General features: G+C 68.3%; 14 protein-coding genes. 8 read left to right on the top strand and 6 right to left on the bottom strand.

Annotated features, from left to right (window positions below; genetic code table 11):
• The first annotated feature begins 25 nt into the window (after positions 1-25).
• Both ACZ1JS_RS01960 and ACZ1JS_RS01955 read left to right on the top strand, forming a co-directional pair.
• Positions 26-1,525 carry a flavin-containing monooxygenase gene (locus ACZ1JS_RS01960; protein WP_465167479.1) on the top strand — a complete coding sequence of 500 codons (1,500 nt, stop codon included), beginning with the start codon at positions 26-28 and terminating at the stop codon, positions 1,523-1,525.
• A gap of 73 nt (positions 1,526-1,598) precedes the next feature.
• Positions 1,599-2,027, top strand: coding sequence for a hypothetical protein (locus ACZ1JS_RS01955; RefSeq protein WP_465167478.1), 429 nt, complete (start codon positions 1,599-1,601; stop codon positions 2,025-2,027).
• Here ACZ1JS_RS01955 and ACZ1JS_RS01950 read toward each other — a convergent pair.
• Complete coding sequence (locus ACZ1JS_RS01950) at positions 2,024-5,062, bottom strand: ligand-binding sensor domain-containing diguanylate cyclase (protein ID WP_465167477.1); 3,039 nt, start codon at positions 5,060-5,062, stop codon at positions 2,024-2,026. The two genes, ACZ1JS_RS01955 and ACZ1JS_RS01950, sit on opposite strands and share 4 nt — an antisense overlap.
• Before the next feature lie 413 nt (positions 5,063-5,475).
• Positions 5,476-8,514, bottom strand: a complete 3,039-nt coding sequence (locus ACZ1JS_RS01945; RefSeq protein WP_465167476.1) for a TonB-dependent receptor plug domain-containing protein — start codon at positions 8,512-8,514, stop codon at positions 5,476-5,478.
• Positions 8,515-8,939: 425 nt separating this feature from the next.
• Here ACZ1JS_RS01945 and ACZ1JS_RS01940 point away from each other — a divergent pair, with 425 nt between their 5' ends.
• The 6 genes from ACZ1JS_RS01940 to ACZ1JS_RS01915 all read left to right on the top strand — a co-directional run bounded on the left by ACZ1JS_RS01940 (position 8,940) and on the right by ACZ1JS_RS01915 (position 17,242).
• Positions 8,940-11,249 (top strand): penicillin acylase family protein, encoded by a 2,310-nt coding sequence (locus tag ACZ1JS_RS01940; RefSeq protein ID WP_465167475.1) that lies wholly within the window; start codon positions 8,940-8,942, stop codon positions 11,247-11,249.
• Positions 11,246-12,832: an N-acyl-D-amino-acid deacylase family protein gene (locus tag ACZ1JS_RS01935; RefSeq protein ID WP_465167474.1), complete on the top strand. Its 1,587-nt coding sequence runs from the start codon at positions 11,246-11,248 to the stop codon at positions 12,830-12,832. Before ACZ1JS_RS01940 ends, ACZ1JS_RS01935 begins: the two co-directional genes overlap by 4 nt.
• Positions 12,833-13,141: 309 nt before the next feature.
• Positions 13,142-14,179, top strand: a complete 1,038-nt coding sequence (gene dgcN, locus ACZ1JS_RS01930; protein ID WP_465167473.1) for an N-acetyltransferase DgcN — start codon at positions 13,142-13,144, stop codon at positions 14,177-14,179.
• Positions 14,137-15,123 (top strand): N-acetyl-D-Glu racemase DgcA, encoded by a 987-nt coding sequence (dgcA, locus tag ACZ1JS_RS01925; protein ID WP_465167472.1) that lies wholly within the window; start codon positions 14,137-14,139, stop codon positions 15,121-15,123. The genes dgcN and dgcA overlap by 43 nt, the downstream gene beginning before the upstream one ends.
• Positions 15,123-16,361 (top strand): dicarboxylate/amino acid:cation symporter, encoded by a 1,239-nt coding sequence (locus ACZ1JS_RS01920; RefSeq protein ID WP_465167471.1) that lies wholly within the window; start codon positions 15,123-15,125, stop codon positions 16,359-16,361. Before dgcA ends, ACZ1JS_RS01920 begins: the two co-directional genes overlap by 1 nt.
• Positions 16,358-17,242, top strand: coding sequence for a LysR family transcriptional regulator (locus ACZ1JS_RS01915; protein WP_465167470.1), 885 nt, complete (start codon positions 16,358-16,360; stop codon positions 17,240-17,242). Before ACZ1JS_RS01920 ends, ACZ1JS_RS01915 begins: the two co-directional genes overlap by 4 nt.
• Positions 17,243-17,534: 292 nt before the next feature.
• On the opposite strand, the gene ACZ1JS_RS01910 is transcribed toward ACZ1JS_RS01915, so the two are convergent.
• The 4 genes from ACZ1JS_RS01910 to ACZ1JS_RS01895 all read right to left on the bottom strand — a co-directional run bounded on the left by ACZ1JS_RS01910 (position 17,535) and on the right by ACZ1JS_RS01895 (position 22,395).
• Positions 17,535-18,548, bottom strand: coding sequence for a serine hydrolase domain-containing protein (locus tag ACZ1JS_RS01910; RefSeq protein WP_465167469.1), 1,014 nt, complete (start codon positions 18,546-18,548; stop codon positions 17,535-17,537).
• Complete coding sequence (locus ACZ1JS_RS01905; protein WP_465167468.1) at positions 18,545-20,038, bottom strand: MFS transporter; 1,494 nt, start codon at positions 20,036-20,038, stop codon at positions 18,545-18,547. The genes ACZ1JS_RS01910 and ACZ1JS_RS01905 overlap by 4 nt, the downstream gene beginning before the upstream one ends.
• A gap of 150 nt (positions 20,039-20,188) precedes the next feature.
• Positions 20,189-20,911: a gamma-glutamyl-gamma-aminobutyrate hydrolase family protein gene (locus ACZ1JS_RS01900; RefSeq protein ID WP_465167467.1), complete on the bottom strand. Its 723-nt coding sequence runs from the start codon at positions 20,909-20,911 to the stop codon at positions 20,189-20,191.
• A complete protein-coding gene (locus ACZ1JS_RS01895; RefSeq protein ID WP_465167466.1) occupies positions 20,908-22,395 on the bottom strand; it encodes an aldehyde dehydrogenase in 1,488 nt (495 codons plus the stop codon). Before ACZ1JS_RS01895 ends, ACZ1JS_RS01900 begins: the two co-directional genes overlap by 4 nt.
• Positions 22,396-22,479 lie beyond the last annotated feature (84 nt).

Below are 22,479 nucleotides of genomic sequence, written 5' to 3'. Positions count from 1 at the left end.
CGGCGGGCGGGCGGATAAGCGCGCGATGACCGCGCCTGCCCCCGCCCCGCCCGCATCCGAACTCGACGTCGTCATCGTCGGCGCCGGGCTGTCGGGCATCGACGCCGCCTATCATCTGCAGGCGCGCTGCCCGGACCTAAGCTATGCGATCTTCGAGGCGCGGGGTGCGATCGGCGGGACATGGGACCTGTTCCGCTATCCCGGCATCCGATCGGATTCGGACATGCATACGCTGGGCTTTCCGTTCCGGCCGTGGCGCGACCGCAAGACCATCGCCGCGGGCGGCGATATCCGCGACTATATCGCGGACACGGCGCGCATGTTCGGCATCGACCGACACATCCGCTTCCACCACCGCATCGTCGCGGCGGACTGGTCTTCGGCGGACGCGCGCTGGACGCTGCGCTGCCGGAGCGAGGACGGCGAGCACATCGTCACCTGCCGCTTCCTGTTCATGGGATCGGGCTATTACGACTATGCCCGCGGCCATGCCCCCCGCTTCGACGGGCAGGAGACGTTCGCCGGCCGCATCGTCCATCCGCAGCACTGGCCCGAGGACCTGAACGTCGCCGGCAAACGGGTCGCGGTGATCGGCAGCGGGGCGACGGCGGTGACGCTGGTCCCCGCGCTCGCCGAACAGGGCGCGCAGGTGACGATGGTCCAGCGGTCGCCCAGCTATATCGTCGCCCATCCGTCCGAGGATGCGCTCGCCGACCGCCTGTATCGCTGGCTGCCGGTCGCGGCGGCGGGGCGGCTGGCGCGGTGGAAGAATGTCGCGCTGGGGCTGGCCGCATTCCAGTTCGCGCGGCGCTGGCCACGGCAGATGCGGGCGTTCATCCTGAAGGGCACCCGCGCCGCTTTGCCGCGGATGGGCGATGTCGACCGGCATTTCACCCCGAGCTACGACCCGTGGGACCAGCGGCTGTGCTTGGTGCCCGATGCCGACCTGTTTCGGGTGCTGGATGACGGGTCGGCGACGATCGTCACCGATACCATCCGGCGCTTCAACCCGGACGGCATCGAATTGGGATCGGGCGAACGGGTGGCAGCGGACGTGATCGTCACCGCCACGGGATTGAAACTGCACCTGATGGGCGGGGTCGCGATCACGGTCGATGGCGTCCCGTTGGCGGCGCGCGAGCATCTGGTCTATCGCGGCATGATGCTGTCGGGCGTGCCCAATCTGGTGATCGCCATGGGCTATACCAACGCGTCATGGACGCTGAAGATCGACCTGGTGTCGCGGCGGATGTGCCGGATGCTCGGTCATATGCGACGGCACGGCTATGACTATTGCGTGCCCGCCGCGCCCGGGGCGGGGATCGAGCGGCGGCCGCTGCTCGACTTCAGTTCGGGCTATGTCCAGCGCGCCGAGGCGGGGCTGCCGGGACAGGGATCGCGGGCGCCGTGGCGGCTGCGGCAGAATTACTTCCTCGATTACATGGCGTTCCGGTTCGGGCGGCTGGCGGACGGGGTGCTGCGGTTCCGGAAGGTGACGAAGGTGCCACATAGAGTAGCTTCCTGACCCCGTTATTTACTATTGCGAGTCATTTGCATTTCAGGCAGAATTCGTCCGGTCGATGGATCGGAGACGGATCATGCACCCTGCCCCACCCCCTGCCGATAGCGGCGTTGCGCCCGGCCAGACCGGCCGCTCGCCGGTGCGCTCCACGCTGATCACCACGGTCGCGCGGTGCTGGCGGGTGGCGCGAGACGAAGGGGAGAATGCGCAGAAGTGCCTGTATGCGTTGCTGCGTCCGGTCGGGCTGGGCGTATTGGCGCCGGTGTTCGACAGCCTGTTCAGCCTGTGCGAAAGCGCGCTGGGCCGACCGATCGCGACCGGGCTGCGCGGACCGGCTTCGGCCGACGAGCAGCTGGTGCTGGGGATGCTCGACGGCAGCCGGCCGCGCCGCGACTGCCTGACCTGCGACGCCGGAAGGGCGTCCGCACTCGACTGCGCGATCTGTTCGACGCGGATCATGTTGACACTGGCCGTCGACGATCAGCGGCGAATGGCGATCGGTTAGGCCCCGACTGGCACGCCCAGCCCGGCGACGTCGCGGTCGCCGGCCAGTTCGATCCGGTTCCGTCCGGCGCGTTTCGCCCGGTACATGGCGAGGTCGGCGCGGTGCAGCACCGCGGCGGGCGGTTCGTCGCCGGTGGCGGCGGCGATCCCGGCGCTGAGCGTCACGCCGATTTCGGCGCCGTCCACTTCGACCGTTAGGCGCGCCACCGCCTGTCGCAACCGTTCGGTGATCGCGCCCGCTTCGGCCGTGCCGCTATCGGCGAACAGGACCGCCAGCTCCTCGCCGCCATAGCGCGCGACGCAATCGACCGCACGGACCCCGTCGGCGATGCGCGCGGCGACCGCCTGGATCACCAGGTCGCCGGTATGATGGCCATAGCTGTCGTTGATGCGTTTGAAATGATCGATGTCGAGCATCGCCACGGCATAGCCGCGCCCGCTGCGCATCGCCGTCTCGCGCGCCGCCTCCAGCCGGGCCAGCAGCGTGCGACGGTTGGCGAGGCCGGTTAGCGGATCGGTGCTGGCGAGTTGCGACAGCGTGACGTTGGCGGCGCGCAGTTCACCGGTGCGCTGTTCGATCGTCCGTTCGAGCGCGCGGGTCCGCCGGCGCAGCACTATGGTGCGCAACTGCACGATGCCGAACACCGCCGCCAGCACGACCAGCGCCATTGCGAGGCGCACATACCAGCGTTCATGCCATGCCCGCGCCACGACCATGTCGATCGCGGTCGTCACGACGCGCGGATGCACGCCGGGGATATGCGCCTGTAGTTCCAGCACATAGTCGCCACCGGGCAGGTTGGTGTAAATCGCGGTCGCCGGTACCGAGTCGGGCAGGTCGACCCAGCCGGTATCGAACCCGGCAAGGCGGTAGCGATAGCGTATCTCCTGCGGCGCGGCGTAATCGGTCAGCGCGAAGGCGACGCGCAGCGCATGGCCATCGACGCGGATCACCCGCTGCCCCGCGAACAGGCTGAACGGCAGGGTGCGGCCATCCTGTTCGATATCGGTCGGGGCGAGCGTCAGCGATCCGGTGTGCCGGGCGGCGAGCATCCGGTCGGGGCGCAGCACCAGCAACCCGCCGGTCCCGCCGAACAGCAGGTCGCCGTCGCGCGTCATCGCCGCAACGCGCTGGTTATAGGCGTCGAACGGCAGGCCGTCGCGCTGGCTGACCACGCGCACGCTGCGTCCCTGCGGATCGAGGACCGAGATACCGCTGGCCCCGGTCGTCCACACCCGTCCGCGCCGATCGGCGAGCACCGCCGCGACATTGTCGTTGGCCAGCCCCTCCGCCTCGGTGATCGCGCGGAAACGTGGGCCGCGCGCCGATGCGATGCCGCGCGCGACGCCGCCATAGGTGCCGACCCACAGCACCCCCGCCGACCGTACGATCGACCCGGTATAGTTTTGCGGCAGGCTGGTCGGGTCCGCCGGATCGTTGCGATAGACGGCAAAGCGCCCGGTTGCCGGATCGAACCGGCTGAGCCCGCCGGGCGTCGCGATCCATGGCCGTCCGTCGCCGAAATCGACGATATTGATGACCTCGTTGTTGGCGATGGTCGTCGGGTCGCCATCGGCATGGCGATAATGGCGCAGCCGGCGGGTCCGTGCCTCCCAGGTGAACAGCCCCTTGTACGTGCCGATCAGCAACAGGTCGCCCGACCGTGCCAGCGCGATCACCGGCAGATCGTCGGGCAGCGGCACCGCGACGCTGCGTTCGGCGAGCGTCACCGGATCGATCGCGACGACACCGCGCGCACCGACCAGCACCGTGCCGTCGGGCAGTTCGGCGAACGCCTTCACATCCTGTCCGGCATGGCGACCGTTGAGGCGCAGGTGGCGCACGGTCCCCGTTGAGCGGTCGATCCGGTCGATCATGCCGTTGCTGAGCCCCACCCAGATGCGGTCGCGGCTGTCGACCATCAGCCCGCGCACGTTGCGATCGCCCAGCGAGCGACGCGGATCGGGCATGGCGTTGGTGATGGTGAAGATCGAATCGAGCGTCGGATCGGTCTGCGACGCGCCGACATCGGTCGCCGCCCATAGCCGGCCGGTCCGGTCGATCGTCACGTCGCGCACCGTATCGCCGCCCAGCGAGGCATGGTTGGCGGGGATGTTGCGCATCGCGTAGACCGCAAGGCCAGGATCGGTGCGGATGCGCAGCACCCCCATGCCGTCGGTCGCGGCCCAGATCGTGCCGTCCCCTTCGAGCGCGAAGGCGCGGATGGTGCGGTGTCCGACCAGTGGCGCATCGCCCGCCAGCGCGCGCGGCTGGACGAAACGCCCGTCGCGCAACTGGACGAAGATGCCGTGCGACCCGGTGCCGATCCACAACCGGCCCTGTCCCCCGCGCTGGATCGCCCAGACGTCGCCGATCGGCGGCGTGGGCACACGGGAAAAGGCATGGTCGTGCGGGCGGCGGACGAACAGCCCCTTGTCCCCGCCGGCATAGATGGTGCCGTCGGGGTCGCGATGGACGGTGAACGCCCCTTCGGCCAGATCGCTGTCCGGGGCGACCAGCGAAACGACGCGGTTGCGCCGGGCGTCGTAGCGGAACACGCCATGGTCCGACGCGATCAGCGCCCCATCCTGTCCATCCGAGGTGATGGCGAGGATGCGGGTGCCCATCCCGACCCCCGCCGCCCCCTGCAACGCGATGAAGGCGTTCGATACCGGGTCGAAGCGCACCGCACCGCCGACATTGGTACCGACCAGCATGCCGCCCTGCGGCAGCGCGTGGAGGGCGCGGATATAATTGTCGGGCAGGCTGGTCTGGTCGCGCGACTGCTGTCGGAACAGCTTCAGCCGCTGGCCGTCATAGCGGGCAAGGCCGCCGCGCGTGCCGATCCACATCAGGCCGTCGCTGCCCTGCACGATCGCGGTCGTGGTGGCATGCGGCAGCCCGGAGGTCGCGTCGAGCGTCCGGAACCGGGTGGTGCGCCAGCCGTCCCAGCCGTCCGTCCGGCCGGCCGCCATCGCCGGCCGGGCGACTGAGAGGACTGCAAGAAGCAGAAGACAGAGGAAAAATTGCCGCATCTGATCGCCTGTCGGGCGTTGTATGCGACGTTGCTTGCGACGTAATTAACGCCGCTCCACATTTTTTGAAATTGTGATCGGTCGCGGGAACCGGTTCGCGTCGACTGTGCCGCGCGCCCTGCGCCGTGCCCGACCCATACCAGCCCGATCGACGCTCGACGATCGCGCCTCGCTGACGAGGATAGCGCTGCGAACGTTCCGCTTTGTACCCCGGCGAAGGCCGGGGCCCAGTTGGGGGACGCCGGTAAGCTACAGAAAAGCCTTCCCAACTGGACCCCGGCCTTCGCCGGGGTACGGAAGTTTTTCAGGTAATCGGGCGTCTTCCGCAGAAGGATAGTGCAAGAGAGAAACAGACGAAACGTCACGTCAGGTCGACCGGCCCCGATAGTTCGCGGCCGGTGACGCCCGCCGCCTCAGCGCGTCTGCATGCGGATGCCGATGCGGAAACGGCGGCCGAGCAGGTCCGAATAGGTCGGGTTCGCCGCAAGGCCCGTTTCCGGCAGCAGCAGCGGCCAGCGGTCGAACAGGTTGGTCACGTTGACGAAGAACTGCGCCTCCGCCCCGTCGAAGCGGACCTTCTGCGTCAGGTTGAGATCGGCATAGAAGGTGCCCGACACGCGGTTGTTGTCATAGGTGAAGAAGTTGGCGTCGTTGGCCGGGCAGGCGGTCGAGCATTCGATGCCGTTGGCGGCATAGCGCCCCGCGCTGACCCCGCGACCGACCGCGGTGATCGAGAAATCGGGCGTGTCATAGGCGGCACTGACGCGGTAGATCCATTTGGGCGTGCTGGACTGGCCGCCATTCACGCCGACCGAGTTGAGCACCACCGTGCCCGGCACGCCATTGTCGAGCAGATTGTCGATATAGCGCGTGGCGATGCCGCGGACGGTGATGTTGCCCGGCGCATTGGCGAACAGTTCGTCGAGACCGAGCCGGTAGGAGGCGTCGATATCGACCCCCTTGACCAGCTGGTTCGCGGCGTTGAACGGCTGGCTGCGGATCAGCAGATAGGGTTGTGCCGGGTTCTGGGTACGGACCGGATCGACCGAGATCGCGTCGCAGAAGGATTGCTGGTCCTGCAGATAGCACAGGTCGGCGATCTGCTGCGCGCTGAAGGTCGTGATCGCCTGCTTCACGTCGATGCGGAAATAATCGACCGACAGGTTGAAGCCGGGCAGGAAGCGCGGCGACACGACGACGCCCGCGTTCCACGAATCGGCCTTTTCGGGGCCGAGCGCGCGGTTGCCGGTGACGAAGCCCGAATAGCTGAAGCTCGCCGGACCATTGGCGCCATCGGCGGTGTAGATCGGGTTGCGGATCGCGTCGCTATTGGCCGAACCACCCTGGAACAGGTCGTTCAGATTGGGCGCGCGGATGTCGCGCGAACGCGTGGCGCGGAAGCGGATGTCGTCGATCGGCTGCCATGTCGCGCCCGCCTTCCACGTCGTGACATAGCCGGCGGTCGAATAGCGCGTCGCGCGGGCGGCACCGTTGAATTCGAGGCCGAAGCCGAGCGGGACCACCGTCTCGACATAGGCTTCCTTCACGTCATATTCGCCGTTGGTCGGCAGATAGTTGCCGACCGACCAGCGGTTCGACGTGATCGGGCGGCCACTGGCGTCGGTCGAGGAGACCGGCTGGAACTCGGTCGGCACCGAGCCGCGGATCTTCTCCTTGCGATATTCGGCGCCCAGCGCGACGCTGACATCGCCCGCCCAGGTCGCGAACGGCGTGACCGAGACGTTGAACGCGGCATTATACTGCTCGATCAGCTCGTCGCGATACGGATTGCCGAGCACATAGTTGAAGGCCGCCGGGTTCGCGACGCCGACGCCCAGCCGGTTCAGCGGCACACAGGCCGGGTCGTTGTTGTTCGGATTGCTGTCGACGTTGATCAGGCACTGGATCGATCCCGCGGCATAGCCGGCGGCATTGCCCGCGGGCGCGAAGACGGCGGCGGTCGCATTGTTCATCGCCGCGTTGTTCATGATGTTGCGCAGCTGCGAATGCTGGTCGGTGCGGCCGTACTGGCCATAGATGTTCCACGTCGCGCGCTTGCCGAACAGCTCGGTCGAACCCTCCGCGCCGATTGCATAGCGCTGCACCTCGCGCTCGTTGTCGACGGCCCGGAACGGCAGGTCGGCGGCGGTCGTCGCCAGCGTGACGCCGGTGATGCCGGTCAGCGCGGCGCGGCCGAGCGTATTGTACAGGAACGCGTTGCAGGTCAGCGGTGCCGCCGCCGCCGTTGCCGCCGTGCCGCAACCGGTGGCGTTGAGCGCGATACCGGTCGACAGGTTGGGACCAGCGTTGAAGAAGATCTTCTGCCGGTTATACGCCCCTTCGGCGAACAGCTCGACGCCGTCGGCGACCTCGTAGCTCAGCCGCCCGAACACGCCGTGGCGATCGTCACGCGGGTCGAGGCCGATGCGGCGGCCCGAATCATTGACCTGCCACGACCCCCCTTGCGTCAGCGTCGGCGGCGCGCTGCCGGTCGGCGACGGGAAGGTCAGCGCGCCATACTGATATTGCAGCACCTGCCCGCCATTGCCGAAATAGGTGCCGCGCAGCCGGTTGGCGGTGCCGCCGGCCGACGCGGTGATGAGGCCGCCCGGCGTCGAGTTGGCCGCCCCCACCTGCCGCCGGATCAGGTAGCGCGGCGTCGTGCTGCTGGTGGTCCAGTTCGGATCCTGGATGCGGACATAGCCGGTCGCGTTCCAGTCGCGATCGACCTGGAAGATGCCGTCGCGGTGCGCGACCTCGCCGCTGAGCAGCAAATGCCCGCGCCCGCTGGCGAAGGACAGCCCGCCCGCGACGCTCATCGAATAATTGCCGCCATCGCCCTTGTCGGTCACGCCGCTGTCGATCGCGACCTTCAGCCCGGTATATTGCTTGTCGAGGACATAGTTGACGACGCCCGCGACCGCGTCCGACCCATAGGCCGACGATGCGCCGCCGGTCACCACCTCGACGCTCTTCACCAGCGCCTGCGGGATGGTGTTGACGTCGACGAGGCCGGTGACGGTCGAGGCGACCGAGCGGCGCCCGTCGAGCAGCACCAGCGTGCGTTCCGACCCCAGGTTGCGCAGGTTCATCGTGTTGATGCCCGCCTGCCCGCTCGACAGGTTCAGCCGCGAATTGGCCGGGGTGAAGCCGCCGGCCAGCGCGGGAAGCTGGTTCACGAAATCGGCGATGTTGTTCGACGGCGACGAATTCTGGATATCCTCGGTCGTCAGCACGGTCAGCGGCGTCGGCGACTGGAACCCGTCGCGGACGATGCGGCTGCCGGTGACGAGGATTTCGCCGGTATCGGCGGTCGGCTCGCTCTGGGCGGTCGGCGCTACGGGCGCGGCGTCCTGCGCGAAGACGGGGGTGGCGACGCACAAGGCCGCGAGGCTGGTGGCGCGGGCAAGTGCAGGCAGATACCGCCGGAAGTGCATCGAAGTCGTCATCATTGCCCCCTATGGCCCTGGTCCGGGCCTATATATCGACGTTGCGCTGTCCTGCGGCGTCCGCCGAACCGGTCGTTGCTGCGCCGGTCGTGTCGGATGCCGGCGAAGCTGCGCGTCGGCAGGGATGCCCGTCAAGCACGGTTCGTTTCTATCGCTTCGGCAGGGCATAGACGGATGTTATGGCTTCTCGGCAAGGTGTTGCGCGCCGTCGGCCGACTTGGGCTACCCCGAGGTCCGAGCCGGGTGGCGTCGGGGGTAGCGGAGTGTCGACTACCGATCGTCCCCCGGGAGTAAGCGAACGGTGCGCCGCGCCCATAAACATGCCTTATGGGCCGGACACCGGTTGTCATACCCCCTGCCCGTGGCGCTACCATAGGATCGGTCCGTCGCCGTTGGACGAGGACGGTACCACGCAAAGGACGCCGCCGATGATGCACCGCCGAGCCTTTCTGACCGGATCGGCCGCCGCACTGGCGCTGACCCCGTTCGCGCTGGAGGCACGCGCCTTTGCCCCGCGCGGCGATGCGCTGACCGCGCCGGTCGAGATCATCGACGACGTGCACGGCGTGCCGCATGTCCGCGCGGCGTCGATCCCCGACGCCTTCTACGGACAGGGATATGTCGTCGCGCGCGACCGGTTGTTCCAGATCGACCTCGCCCATCGCCGCGAGTTGGGACGGCTGGCCGAGGCATATGGCGAGGAATTCGCCAAGCATGACGCGACGGCGCGGCTGTTCCATTATCGCGGCGACCTGAACGCCGAACTGCGCCGCGTACCCGCCGACGTGTTCGCCTGTGCCCGCGCCTATATCGCCGGGATCAACGCACGGATCGACGAAGTGCTGGCCGATCCATCCTTGTTGCCGCAGGAATATGCCATCCTCGGCGTCCAGCCGATCAAATGGGCGATCGAGGACATGGTGCTGGCGCGCGGCAGTTCGATCGGCAATGCCGATGACGAGATCCGCCGCGCGCAGCTGGCCGCGATCGGAATGCTGGAACTGGACGAGATCGTCGCCCCGCTGCGTCCGAAGTGGCGGATGACGGTGCCCGCCGGGCTGGACGTGAACGCGGTATCGCTCGCCGATCTGGGCGTATTGCGGCAGGGCGGCCTGCCCTTCGGTCCCGATACCCCGGTGCGCGATCCCGCCGAGGGGCCGGCCGAACGTGCCAATGCCGGCAGCAATGCCTGGACCGTCGCGGGCGACCGCACCACGACCGGGCGACCGATCCTCGCCAACGATCCCCATCTGGGCATTGGCGGCTTCGGACCACGCCATGTCGTGCATCTGAGCGCGCCGGGGCTGGACGTGATCGGCGGCGGCGCGCCGGGGTTGCCGGGCATCATGCAGGGCCATACCGATCGCTTCGCGTTCGGGCGGACCAATTTCCATATCGACCAGCAGGACCTGTTCATCCTCGAACTCGATCCCGCCGATCCCGAACGCTACCGCCATGACGGCGGGTGGAAGCGGTTCAAGCGGGTCGAGGTGGCGATCCCGGTGAAGGGCAGCGCGCCCTATGTCGCGACGCTGCGCTATGCGGTGCAGGGGCCGGTGGTGATGCACGATCCGGCGAAACGGCGCGCGAGCGTGCTGGCGTCGATCGCGATGCAGCCGGGCGGCGGCGGATCGTTTGCGATGATCGCGATCAACCTGGCGCGCGACTGGGCATCGCTGCGCAAGGCGTTCCGCCTGCACCCCTCGCCCACCAATTTCCATTATGCCGATATCGACGGCAATACCGGGTGGCAGGTGATCGGCTTCGCGCCGGTGCGCAAACAGGGCGACGGGTTGCTGCCGGTGCCGGGCGACGGTCGGTTCGATTGGACGGGGATGCGCGATTTCACCGCGCTGCCCAACGAATACAACCCGAAAAAGGGCTGGTTCGCCTCTGCCAATCAGAACAACCTGCCCGCCGACTGGCCGCGCGACCGCATCCCCGCTTTCTCGTTCCGTGCGCCCTATCGTTACGAACGGATCGCCGATGTGCTGGCGTCGCAGCCGAAGCACGGCATCGCCGACAGCGTGGCGTTGCAGTTCGACACGGTCTCGGCCCCGGCGCGGCAGTTGCAGGCGCTGCTGCCTGCCGCCCCCTCGCCCGCCGCCGACATGCTGCGCCGGTGGGACGGACGGCTGGCGGCGGACAGCGGCCCAGCGGCGCTGTTCGAAATCCTGTGGCGCGACCTGTCGCAGCGGATGCTGGCGGCGATCGTGCCGGCCAAGGCCAAGGCGCTGGTGACCGAGATCGATCCGTCGGTCCTGCTGGGGCGGCTGCCGCAACACCCCGTCATCCTGCGCGATGCCCTATCCTCCTCATGGGAAACGGCGCAGACCCTGCTTGGACGCGATCCGGCGACATGGCGCTGGGGAAGGCTGCATCAGGTACGGATCGCGCATCCCCTTTCCCGCATTCCCGCCATCGCCGCCGCCTTTCCCCCGATCGAGGGTGGCGGGTCGGGCGGCGACAGCTTCACCGTCATGGCGCGCTGGCTGGGCGACGGTCCCGGTTGGCGCGTCGGCGGCGGGGCCAGCTATATGCAGGTCATCGATGTCGGCGCATGGGACAATTCGCTGTTCCTGAACCTGCCCGGCCAGTCGAACGATCCGCGATCGCCCTATTATCGCGACCAATATGCGCCATGGATCGAAGGGCGGATGCTGCCGATGCTGTTCAGCCGCGCGGCGATCGATGGCAAGGTCGCGCGCCGGACGATGTTGAAGGGGAAGAACCGATGACCCGCCTGCCGCTGATCGCACTCTGCGCGCTGCTGATCGGGGCGGCGCCCGCTGCCGATATCGTGATCCGGGGCGGTACCATCTACGACGGCAGCGGCGGCAAGCCCATCACCGGCGATGTCGAGATCAAGGGCGACCGCATCGTCTATGTCGGGCGGTCGCGGGGCACGCGGGCGGCGCAGATCGTCGATGCGCGGGGGCAGATCGTGGCGCCCGGCTTCATCGACGCGCATACCCATCCCGACAGCTATATCCGGTCGCCCGACGCGACCGCGCGGCTCAACCTGCCATGGCTGGCGCAGGGGGTGTCGACGATCGTCATCGGCGTCGACGGATATGGCACGCCCGACGTCGCCGAGGACGCCACCGCGCTGACCCAGGCGGGGATCGGCACCAATGTCGCGCCGTTCATCGGCTTCGGCGCGGTGCGCGGGCGCGTGCTGGGGCAGGACGACCGCGCGCCTTCGTCGGCCGAACTCGCCGAAGAGAAGGCACTGGTGGCCAACGGCATGTGCGCGGGTGCCTATGGTCTGTCGACGGGGCTGTTCTATGCGCCGCAAAGCTTCGCCAAGACCGACGAAGTGGTCGCCATCGCGCGCGAGGCGGCGGTGCGCGGCGGCATGTACGACACCCACCAGCGCGACGAATCCAACTACACCATCGGCCTCATCAACTCGACGAAGGAAGCGATCGAGATCGGGCGACAGGCAGGGATGCCGGTCCATTTCGCGCATCTGAAGGCGCTGGGCGTCGACGTGCAGGGCAAGGCGCCCGAGCTGATCGCGGTGATCGAAGCGGCGCGCAAGGCCGGGCAGAACGTCACCGCCGACCAATATCCGTGGCTGGCATCGGGATCGAGCGTCGATGCCGCGCTGGTCCCCCGCTGGGCCAATGACGGCGGCTACCCGAAGCTGATCGCGCGGTTCGACGACCCGGCGACGCTCGCGCGGATCAAGGTCGAGATGGCCGAGAACCTCCGCCGCCGCGGCGGCAAGGAATCGCTGCTGCTGACCAGCGCGAACATGCCCTGGACCGGCAAGACATTGGGGCAGATGGCGGATCAATGGGGGGTCGATCCGATCGACGCCGCGATCCGCATCCTGCGCGTGGCCGATGCGACGGGCAAGGAACCGGCGGGCGTCGCGGTCGCCAGCTTCAACATGATCGACGCCGATGTCGACCGGATCATGCGTCAGCCCTGGGTCGTGACCAGTTCGGACGGATCGAACGGCCATCCGCGCCAGTACGCGACCTTCCCCCGCAAATATCAGGTCTATGTGCGCGAGCGGAAGGTGCTGACGATCGGCCAGTTCATCCACCAATCGACCGGCGCGACCGCCGACATGTACCGGATGGCGGAGCGCGGCTATCTGAAGCCCGGTCGCTATGCCGATGTCGTGGTGTTCGATCCCGTCGGCTATGCGCCGAAAGCCGATTACGTGAAACCGCGGGTGCCGAGCGTCGGGGTCAAGGCGCTGTTCGTCAACGGCAAGCTGGCGTTGAAGGATGGCGCGACGACGGGTGCGGCACCGGGGCGGGTGTTGTTGCGGCCGGTGCCGAAACAGTGTCCGGCGACCAGCTGAGATCCCATGTCGACCCGGACAGGATCGAGACGTCTGCGACAGCCCTCTGCCCATCCTGAAACCCTTCCGTACCCCCGCGCAGGCGGGGGTCCAGTGCCAAGCAAGACAAAGCTTTGCGCGTATGGCCCTGGGTCCCCGCCTTCGCGGGGATACGAGGAAGCGGACGTTCGCGAAGGTCGCGATCAAGTCCGGGGCGGTGACCGTCGCCGGGACAGCATAACCCCCATCTATAGGTCGACGTTTTCGCACGATACGGCGACCCGCCCGCCCCCGCCTTATCCCATCGTCCCGACAGCCAGCAGGTGCGCGATGATCCCCGGTCCCTTCCTCCTCTATCTCGGCCATTCCGACGACGCGATCGGTATCAAGACGTCGCGGGGCGTCGCGGCGTTCCGGCCGGACGATTGCGTCGGCGAATGGCGGCATGACGACTGCCCGCTGACGCTGGGCCTGCCGCGCATGGATGCGGCGGAGGGGCGCGCGGCGGGGGCGAATACGCTGATCCTCGGCATCGCCAATGCCGGCGGGCGGATGGGCGAGGCGCTGGTGCAGGATGCGCTGGCGGCGATCGCCACCGGCATGCACGTCGCCTCGGGCCTGCACCAGCGGTTGCGCGACGTGCCCGAGATCGTCGACGCCGCGCGACAGGCCGGCGTGCAGCTGTTCGACGTGCGCGATCCACCCGCCAACCTGCCCGTCGGCAATGGCAAGCGCCGCGCGGGCAACCGGCTGCTGACCGTCGGCACCGATTGCTCGGTCGGCAAGATGTACACGACGCTGGCACTCCAGCGCACCATGGCGGCGCGCGGAATCAAGGCCGATTTCCGCGCGACCGGACAGACCGGCATATTGATCGCCGGGTCGGGCGTACCGGTCGATGCGGTGGTCGCCGACTTCATCTCCGGCGCGATCGAGACGATCACCCCCGCGCGCGACGATGATGGCTGGGACCTGATCGAGGGGCAGGGTTCGCTGTTCCACCCCTCCTTCGCCGGGGTGTCGACCGGGTTGCTCCATGGCGCGCAGCCGCGCGCGATCGTGCTGTGCCACGACCCGGCGCGCGAGCATATGCGCGGCCTGCCGCATTATGCGGTGCCGGGCATCGCCGAATGCCTTGCCGCCAACCTGTCGGTCGCGCGGCTGACCAGCCCCGACGTGCAGGCGGTCGGCATCGCACTCAACACGGTCAAGCTCGGCGAGGAGGAGGCCCGCCGCCTGTGCGCCGACACCGGCGACGCGCACGGCCTGCCCTGCACCGACCCCTATCGCTTCGGCGCGGACCCGATCATCGACTGGATGCAGACATGCTTCGACATCTCGACGTCGCCCATGACCGTTTCGGCCTGAGTACCCCGTTCCGCATCTCGCGGGGGGTCAAGACGGCGGCCGATGTCGTCACGGTGACGGTTGCGCAGGGCGCGGTGTCCGGGCGGGGCGAGGCGGTGCCCTATCCCCGCTATGGCGAGACGATCGAGGGGACGATCGCCGCGATCCGCGCGATCGCGCCGGCGATCGCCGCCGGATTGACCCGCGCCGAGCTTGCCGGCCTGCTCCCCGCCGGCGCGGCGCGCAACGCGGTCGACTGCGCGCTGTGGGATCTGGAGGCGCGGCTTGCCGGAACCAGCGTCGCTGCGCTGGCGGGTCTCCCCGAACCGGTCGCCCTGCCCTCCGCGATCACCATCGGCCTCGATCGTCCGGACGCGATGGCGCGCGCGGCGGCAAGGCACGCGCAGGTCCCGCTGCTCAAGATCAAGGTCGACCGCAGCGATCCCGCCGCGCAGATCGCCGCCGTCCGCGCCGCCGCGCCCGCCCCCCGGCTGATCGTCGATCCCAATGAAAGCTGGACGATCGACACGCTCGAAGCGCTGAAGCCGCATCTGGCCGAATGGCGCATCGATCTGCTCGAACAACCGCTGCCGGCGGGCGAGGACAGTGCGCTCGCCGGGTTCGACAGCCCGGTGCCGGTGTGCGCCGACGAAACGCTCCACACCGCCGCCGATCTCGATGCCCTGACCGGCCGCTACGACCTGGTCAACATCAAGCTCGACAAGACCGGCGGTTTGACCGAAGCCCTGACCCTCGCAAAAACGGCGCGGGCAAAGGGGTTTGGGTTGATGGTCGGGTGCATGGTGTGTTCGTCGCTGGGGATCGCGCCGGCGATGCTGTTGGGCGGACAGGCCGCGTTCGTCGATCTCGACGGACCTTTGTGGCTCGGCGAAGACCGCCCGGGCGGCGCGACCGACCGGAACGGCATGTTGTCGCCGCCCGCCCCCGGCTTCTGGGGCAGCTGATGCGCGGCTGGTTCGCGATCCCGCTGTGGCAGCGCGTCGTCGGCGCCCTCCTGCTCGGCATCGCGATCGGGCTGTTGTGGCCGGCCGGCGCGGCGGCGATCAAGATTATCGGCGACCTGTTCGTGCGGCTCATCAAGATGCTGGTGGTGCCGGTGGTGCTCATCACCATCGCCGCCGGCATCGCGTCGCTCGGCGATCCGCGCCGGCTGGGCGGCATCGGCGGGCGGACCGTGGCGCTGTTCGCCTTCACCACGCTGATCGCAGTGTCGATCGGCATGGGCTTCGGCCTGTTGCTGCAACCGGGCAGCGGCATCGTGCTGGCGGGGGTCGCGCCGCATGTGCTGGGACCGCCGGTAACGCCCGCCGACCAGCTGCTCGGCATCGTGCCGGTCAACATCGTCGATGCGCTGGCCAAGGGCGACATGCTCGCCATCATCTTCGTCGCGGTGCTGCTCGGCATCGCGAGCGTCGTGTCGGGCGAAGCGGGCAAGCCGGTCGTCGCGCTGTTGCAGGGGCTGGCGGCGGTGCTTCTCCACCTCGTCCGCATCGTCATGGAAGTCACCCCGTTCGGGGTGCTCGCGCTGATCGCCAATGCGGTGGCGGGCAGCGGCATGGCGGTGTTCGTCCATGTCGGCTGGCTGGCGCTGTGCGTGATCCTCGCTTCGCTCACGCAGATGGCGTTTCATGCCGGGCTGCTGCGCTTCGTCGCGCGGCTGCCGGTGGTGCGCTTCTTTCGCGGGATCGTCGATGCGCTGATCGTCGCCTTCTCGACCGCCTCCTCCTCGGCCACCCTGCCGGTCGCGCTGCGCGTGGCGCAGGACAATCTTGGCATCGCCCGTCCGATCGCCTCGACCGTGCTGCCGCTGGGCGCGAGCATCGGCAAGGACGGGACAGCGATGTATGTCGGGCTGCTCGGCCAGTTCGCGTTGCAGGCGCTGGGCATCGTTCCCGACGCATGGATGCTCTGCGTCATGCTGCTGACCGGTGCGCTGGCCGCGTTCGGCACCGCGCCGGTCCCTTCCGCATCGCTGTTCATGCTGGCGGCGATGCTGGGCGCAGTCGGGGTCGGCGCGGAACAGACCGCGCTGGTCGTGGGGTTGGTGCTGCCGTTCGATCGGCTGCTCGACATGACGCGGACCGTGCCGTCGGCCAGCGCCAACCTGACCGTCGCGACGCTGGTCGCGCGCGCCGAACATGGGCTGGACGAGGCGCGCTATCGCGGCCAAACGACCCTATGAATTTGCGCCATATTGAAATCTTCCACGCCGTCTATGTCAACGGATCGGTCAGCGCGGCGGCCCGCGCGCTCAACATCTCGCAGCCCTCGGTATCGAAAACGCTGCGCCATGCCGAGACGCTGCTCGGCTTCGAACTGTTCCAGCGCACCAACAGCCGCCTCGTCCCCACCGAAGACGCCCATGCCCTGTTCGGCGACGTGGCGGACATTCAGGAACGGGTGCGCGCGCTGCGCGAGGCGGGCCGCAACCTGCGCACCGGCGGCGGCGCGACGTTGCGCATCTCGGCACTGCCCAGCCTCGCGCTCCACGCGCTGCCGACGGCGGTGGCACGGTTCATGGCGCGGCGTCCCGAGGTGCGCTTCGACCTGCAGACCGTCCATCACGACGACCTGCTGCGCAAGCTGTACGAACGCGAGACCGATATCGCCATCGCCGCCGAAGTCCCGCGCGGCGCCCCGCTGGGGAAGGTGTGGCTGGGCGAGGGTGAACTGGTCGTCCTCTATCGCGATGCCGATCTGCCGCAGGCGGCGCAGCGGATCGAACTGCCGCAGCTGGTCGGCCACCCCTTCATCACCCTCGCCGCCAGCGGCCCGATCGGCCAGCTGTTCGCGCAGGAACTCGAACGCCTTGGCATCGAATTGCAGGAGGTGGCCTCCGCCCGAACCTTCTACATCGCCGCGGCGCTGGTCCGTGCGGGCGTGGGGTTGAGCATCGTCGACAATTTCACCGCCGAAGCCTCGCTCGCCGAGGGGCTGGCGATGCGCCCGCTCAAACCCTCGCTGACCTTCGACGTCCACGCCATGCACCTGCTCGACCGCCCGCCCAGCGCACTTGCCAGCGAGTTTCTGGGCGTGTTGCGCGAAGTGATCGAGGGGCCGTGACCAGAGGCCGTACCCCCGCGCAGGCGGGGGTCCAGGGTAACAAAAGATACCGCTTGCGGCTCTGGACCCCCGCCTTCGCGGGGGTACGCTTGCTTACCGTCACCCCGGGCTCGACCCAAGGTCCCGCTCCTTGTTCTGCGGCCATCGGAACGCGCCACCCGTGCTTTCCTACAACCCGCCGCCTCGCTACCCTACGCAGCTTCTCTCCAACCGTCACAACGCACTCAACCGCAACGCCACACCAAAGCGTGGCAAGTGTGAACTTAGTGAACTTTGGCGCACGCCATCACAGCTAACCGTTTGTTATTGCGTCAAACCCCGCCACCACCGCATCCCCGACCGCCGGCCGCAGCTCGAAGATCCCGCTGTCGAAATGGCGCGTTGGATGCACCCGGTTGGTCAGCAACGTCCATGCGAGCCCCCGGTCGAAATCGACCCACAGCCCGGTCCCGGTAAAGCCGGTATGGCCGATCGTCCCTGCCGAACATGCCTGCCCGCCCGACCAGCCGGGAAAGCGGATTTCCCAGCCCACCGTCCGATGCCCCGCGACCGGCGTCCGGATCGCGTCGAGCATCGCCGCCGACGCGCCCGTCCCGTCGAGCAGGCCCGCCGCGAAGTCGAGCACGCCGTCGACCGTCCCGAACAGCCCGGCATGGCCGGTCCGCCCGCCCATGGCGAAGCAATTCTCGTCATGCACTTCGCCTTTGAGCACGCGCCCGCGCCACGAACACCGCTCGGTCGCGACCGCCGGCCCCGGCGGCGGCCCCCAGCTCAGTCCCGGGCCCAGCGGCAGCGCGTCCAGCCCTGCACCGATGATCCGCTCGACCGCAATGCCGAGCAGGATGAAATTGATGTCCGAATAGACCGGCGGACCGTGCCGCCATTCCCGCTGCAACACGAACGCGCGCAGCCGCGCCGGATCATCGCCATAGGTATAGATCGGCTCGACCGCGGGCAGGAAAGTGCGATGGACGAGGCAGTCGCGGAACGTCAGCCGCCGCTCTGCCGCCCCCGCGACATCATACTGCCGCAGGTCGGGAATCGCATCGGTCAGCGGCCGGTCGAGGTCGATCCGGCCATCCTCGGCCAGTTGCAGCACGAAGCGGGTCGTGGCGATCACCTTGCTGACCGATGCGAGGTCGAACCAATGGTCGCGGGTCAGCGGTTCGGGCGTCGGCACGCGCTGCGCCAGCCCCGCCACCCGCACCGCCCGCATGCCGTCGGCGGTGACGATGCCGAGCGTCGCGCCGGGCATCCGCCCTTCCCCGACATACCGCTCCGCTTCGGCAAAGGCCCGGTCGATCATGCGGCATCCTCCCGCGCGCGTATCTTCGTCAGCAGCGGCAGGAACGGGATGGCGGCAAGGCTGACCGCCCCCGACAACAGGAAGAACCCGTCATAGCCGATCACGGCGACCATCGATCCCCCGGCGCGTGCCAGCATCCGCGGCAACAGGAACGCAAAGCCGGTCAGGAACGCATATTGCGCGCCGGGATAGCGCGGGTTCACCAACAGCGAGAGATAGACGACGAACACCGCGCCCGCGAAGCCGTTGCCGAACTGGTCCAGTGCCGTCGCGACATACAGCATCGCCTCGCCGACCTGCTGGTGCGCCAGCCAGACGAAGCCGAAATTGCCGATAGCCGCTACGACCGCCCCCACCGCCAGCGCCCAGCCCATCGCCCGTCGCGTCACCATCCAGCCACCCAGCCCCACCCCGACCATGCTCGCCACCAGTGCGACCACGCCGTCCGCCCGCCCGATCTGGCTGAGCGAATAGCCCAGCTCCCTGATCATCGGCTTGGACAGGTTCAGCGCCAGCACGTCGCCCATCCGGTACAGCGACACGAACGCCATCAGCAGGATCGCGGCATATTGGTACCGCCAGAAGAAATCGACATAGGGGCCGATCGCGGTCGAGGTGCGGATCGGCGCGGTCGGCGGTGCCTTTCGGATCCATGGCAGCGCCGCCGCCATGGCGAGGAACGGCACCATGCACAGCCCGAGCACCCATGGCGTGACGTTGCTCTGCGCGTCGATGCCGATCGACGACGCCGCCTGCAACAGCGCATAGCCGACCGTCCCCGCCACCGCCGCCACGACGCCGAGGATCACCGCACCGCCCAGCACCCCGGTCGCCAGCGCGACCATCCGCCCGCCGCCACCTTGCCCGTCCGGTTGCATCGCGACGAGGATCGGAAACGGCAGGAACGCCGCCACCGCGATCGCCAGATAGGCAAGCGCCCAGCCGCCGTTGTCCGCCAGCAACAGCGCCCCGCTGCCCGCAGCGACCATCGCGCTGCGATAGCCCCAGAGGTTCGCGGCGACGATCGGTCCCTGCTGGTCCTGTGTCGGGAACAGCTCGATCCGCCACGCATCGGCCGCTACCTCCAGCGTGGTGGTCCAGAAGGCGAGCAGCACCGCGAACAACGCGGTCAGCGGCAGCGATGCATCGTCCGACGTCCATGCCATCGCCGCCATCGCGGTAACGATGCCCAACTGCGCCAGCATGATCCACCCGCGCCTTTTGCCCCAGAAACGCGCGAATCCCGGCACGTCATAACGGTCGAGCAGCGGCGCCCACACGAACTTCAGCGTCGGCAGCAACTGTACCCATGCGAAGAAGCCCAGCACGGTCAGCGCCACGCCATGCGCCTGCAACCGCAGCACCAGCACCGTCGAGAACATGTAGAAGGGCAGCCCGGCGGCAAAGCCCAGCAACCCGTAGACCAGCATCGCCCGCTGCGGCGGCAACGTCGAATGCGATGGGACCGCGGCAGCGGCGGATGCGGTCATGGCGGCTCCGGTCGTGACAAAGGCCGAACCTCCGCCGATCGGAAGGGCACGTCAACCGGGCCATGACCGGCGGTTATGGTGCACGCCTGTCGCAAACCCCATCGATCGCAACGGGATGCCCGACCCTCCAGCCCTCAACCGGCACGAACGTTACCCATGCTCCTGGAGCGACCGGCGCAATTCGTCGAAGAACCAGCGCGAGACGGGATCGACGGTGGCACCCCATTCCGGATGCCACTGTACCGCCAGCACCCGGCCCCGCCCCCGGCGGCCCGAAAAGGCCTCGACCAGACCGTCGGGCGCGCGGGCTTCGATGACCAGTCCCTCGCCTAGCCGGTCGACACCCTGATAATGGACCGAATTGACCAGGATCGCGTCGGTCCCGAAAGCCGCGGCCAACTGCCCGCCCGGCATCGGCGTGACGGGATGATAATGGGCGAACATCGCGGCCAGCGACGCATTGGGCGGGGCATGGTGCGCGATATCGCCCTCCGCCTCGCCGACACGGCGCAGCGTGCCGCCGAACGCCACGTTCAGCTCCTGAAAGCCACGGCAGATGCCGAACACGGTCTTGCCACGCGTCATCATCGCATCGACCAGGCCCAGGACCGTCCTGTCCCGCGCCGGATCGAAGGGGCCGTCGCCCGTCTCCGCGCCATAGCGCTCGGGCGCCATGTTCGACGGGCTGCCGGTCAGCAGCAGTCCGTCGAGATGCCCCGCCAGCGAAGACCAGTCGGCGGCGATCGCAGGGACCAGCATCACATCGGCGCCGGTCAGCGCCGCCCCCTGGACATAACGGTCGATGACGCCATGCACCGGCTCCGTCGCATCGCTCCGCAGGCAGCAACTGACCCCCAGCAGCGGCCGCGTCACGAAGCGAAACTCACGCTCACCGCCTTCAGATCGGCATATTTGTAGAGTGCGTGCAGGCTGCGATCGCGGCCGAAGCCCGATTGCTTGAAGCCGCCGAACGGCATGGTGATGTCGCAAGCATCCCAGCCATTGACCCAGACCAGCCCGGCGCGAAGCCGCCGCGCAAAGAGATTGGCCTGCTCCAGCGACGCCGTCCAGACGCCGGAGGCCAGACCGAACGGCGTGTCGTTGGCGATATCCAGCGCCTGTTCGGCACCGTCGAACGCGATCACCGACAGAACGGGGCCGAACACCTCTTCGCGCGCGATCGTCGCATCCCGGTCGACCGCGAAGATGGTCGGTTCGTGATACCATCCGCCCGCGACCGGCGCGGCGCAGGCGCCCCCCAGCAACAGGTCGCCGCCATCGTCCTGCGCCTGTGCCACATAGCGGCTGACCCGATCGAGCTGCCCCTGGCTGATGATCGCGCCCAGCCGGGTTGCGGGATCATAGGGGTCGCCAGGCACGATGGTCCGGGCGACATTCACCAGCTTCTCGACGAACGCATCGCGGATCTCCCGCGCGACCAGCAGGCGCGAGCCCGCGGTGCAGACCTGCCCCTGATTGTAGAAGATGCCCCAGGCAGCCTGGGTCGCGGCGCGATCCAGATCGGGGCAGTCGGCCAGGATGATATGCGGCGATTTGCCGCCCAGTTCCAGGCCGACCCGTTTCAGGTTGCTGTCGGCCGATGCCCGCATCAGCGCGCGCCCGGTCGGCCCCGATCCGGTGAAGGCGATCATGTCGACATTCATGTGCCGCGCCAGCGCATCGCCCGCGACCTGCCCCCGGCCCGTGACGATATTCAGGACGCCCGCCGGAAGCCCCGCCTCCAGTGCCAGCTCGCCCAGCCGCAGCGCGGTCAGCGACGACAGTTCGGACGGCTTGACCACCACCGAATTGCCCATGGCCAGCGCCGGGGCGATTTTCCACATCGCCATGTGCAGCGGGAAGTTCCACGGCACGATCGCACCGATCACCCCCAGCGGCTCATGCACGGCCCAGGACAGGCGATCCTCGCCCGACGGGCCGACCTCGCCATAGATCTTGTCGATCGCCTCGGCATAATAGCGCAGCGTGCCCAGCGCCAACGGGATATCGACCGCGCGGGTATCGGCGATCGGCTTGCCGGTGTCGATCGTCTCCAGCGTCGCCAGCTCCTCGGCGCGGTCGGCGACCAGATCGGCCAGGCGCAGCAACTGCGCCTTGCGCGCACGCGGCGCTAGACGCGACCACGCCCCTGCCTCGAACGCCCGCTTCGCCCCCGCCACGGCCGCATCGACATCAACCGCGCCGCAATCGGGAATATGTCCGACGACCGATCCGTCGCGCGGCGCATGGACCGGCAGAGTCTCGCCCGACGCAGCCGCGAGCAGTTGGCCGTTGATCACCGCAAGGTGCGGCAGCCCGGCGGCGATCGTCCCCGCCGCGTCACACAAGGTCTTCATGGTTGTATTCTCCCGGCGACCTTGGTCGCAATCATCGACTCTCGATCTGTGATATCAGATTTAGCATCGTCCTGATTGGCACCG

It is taken from the genome of Sphingomonas sp. BL-S-05, from assembly GCF_055521695.1.
Note: the sequence above shows the minus strand (reverse complement) of the source record. Positions and strands in the feature narration are given on the sequence as shown.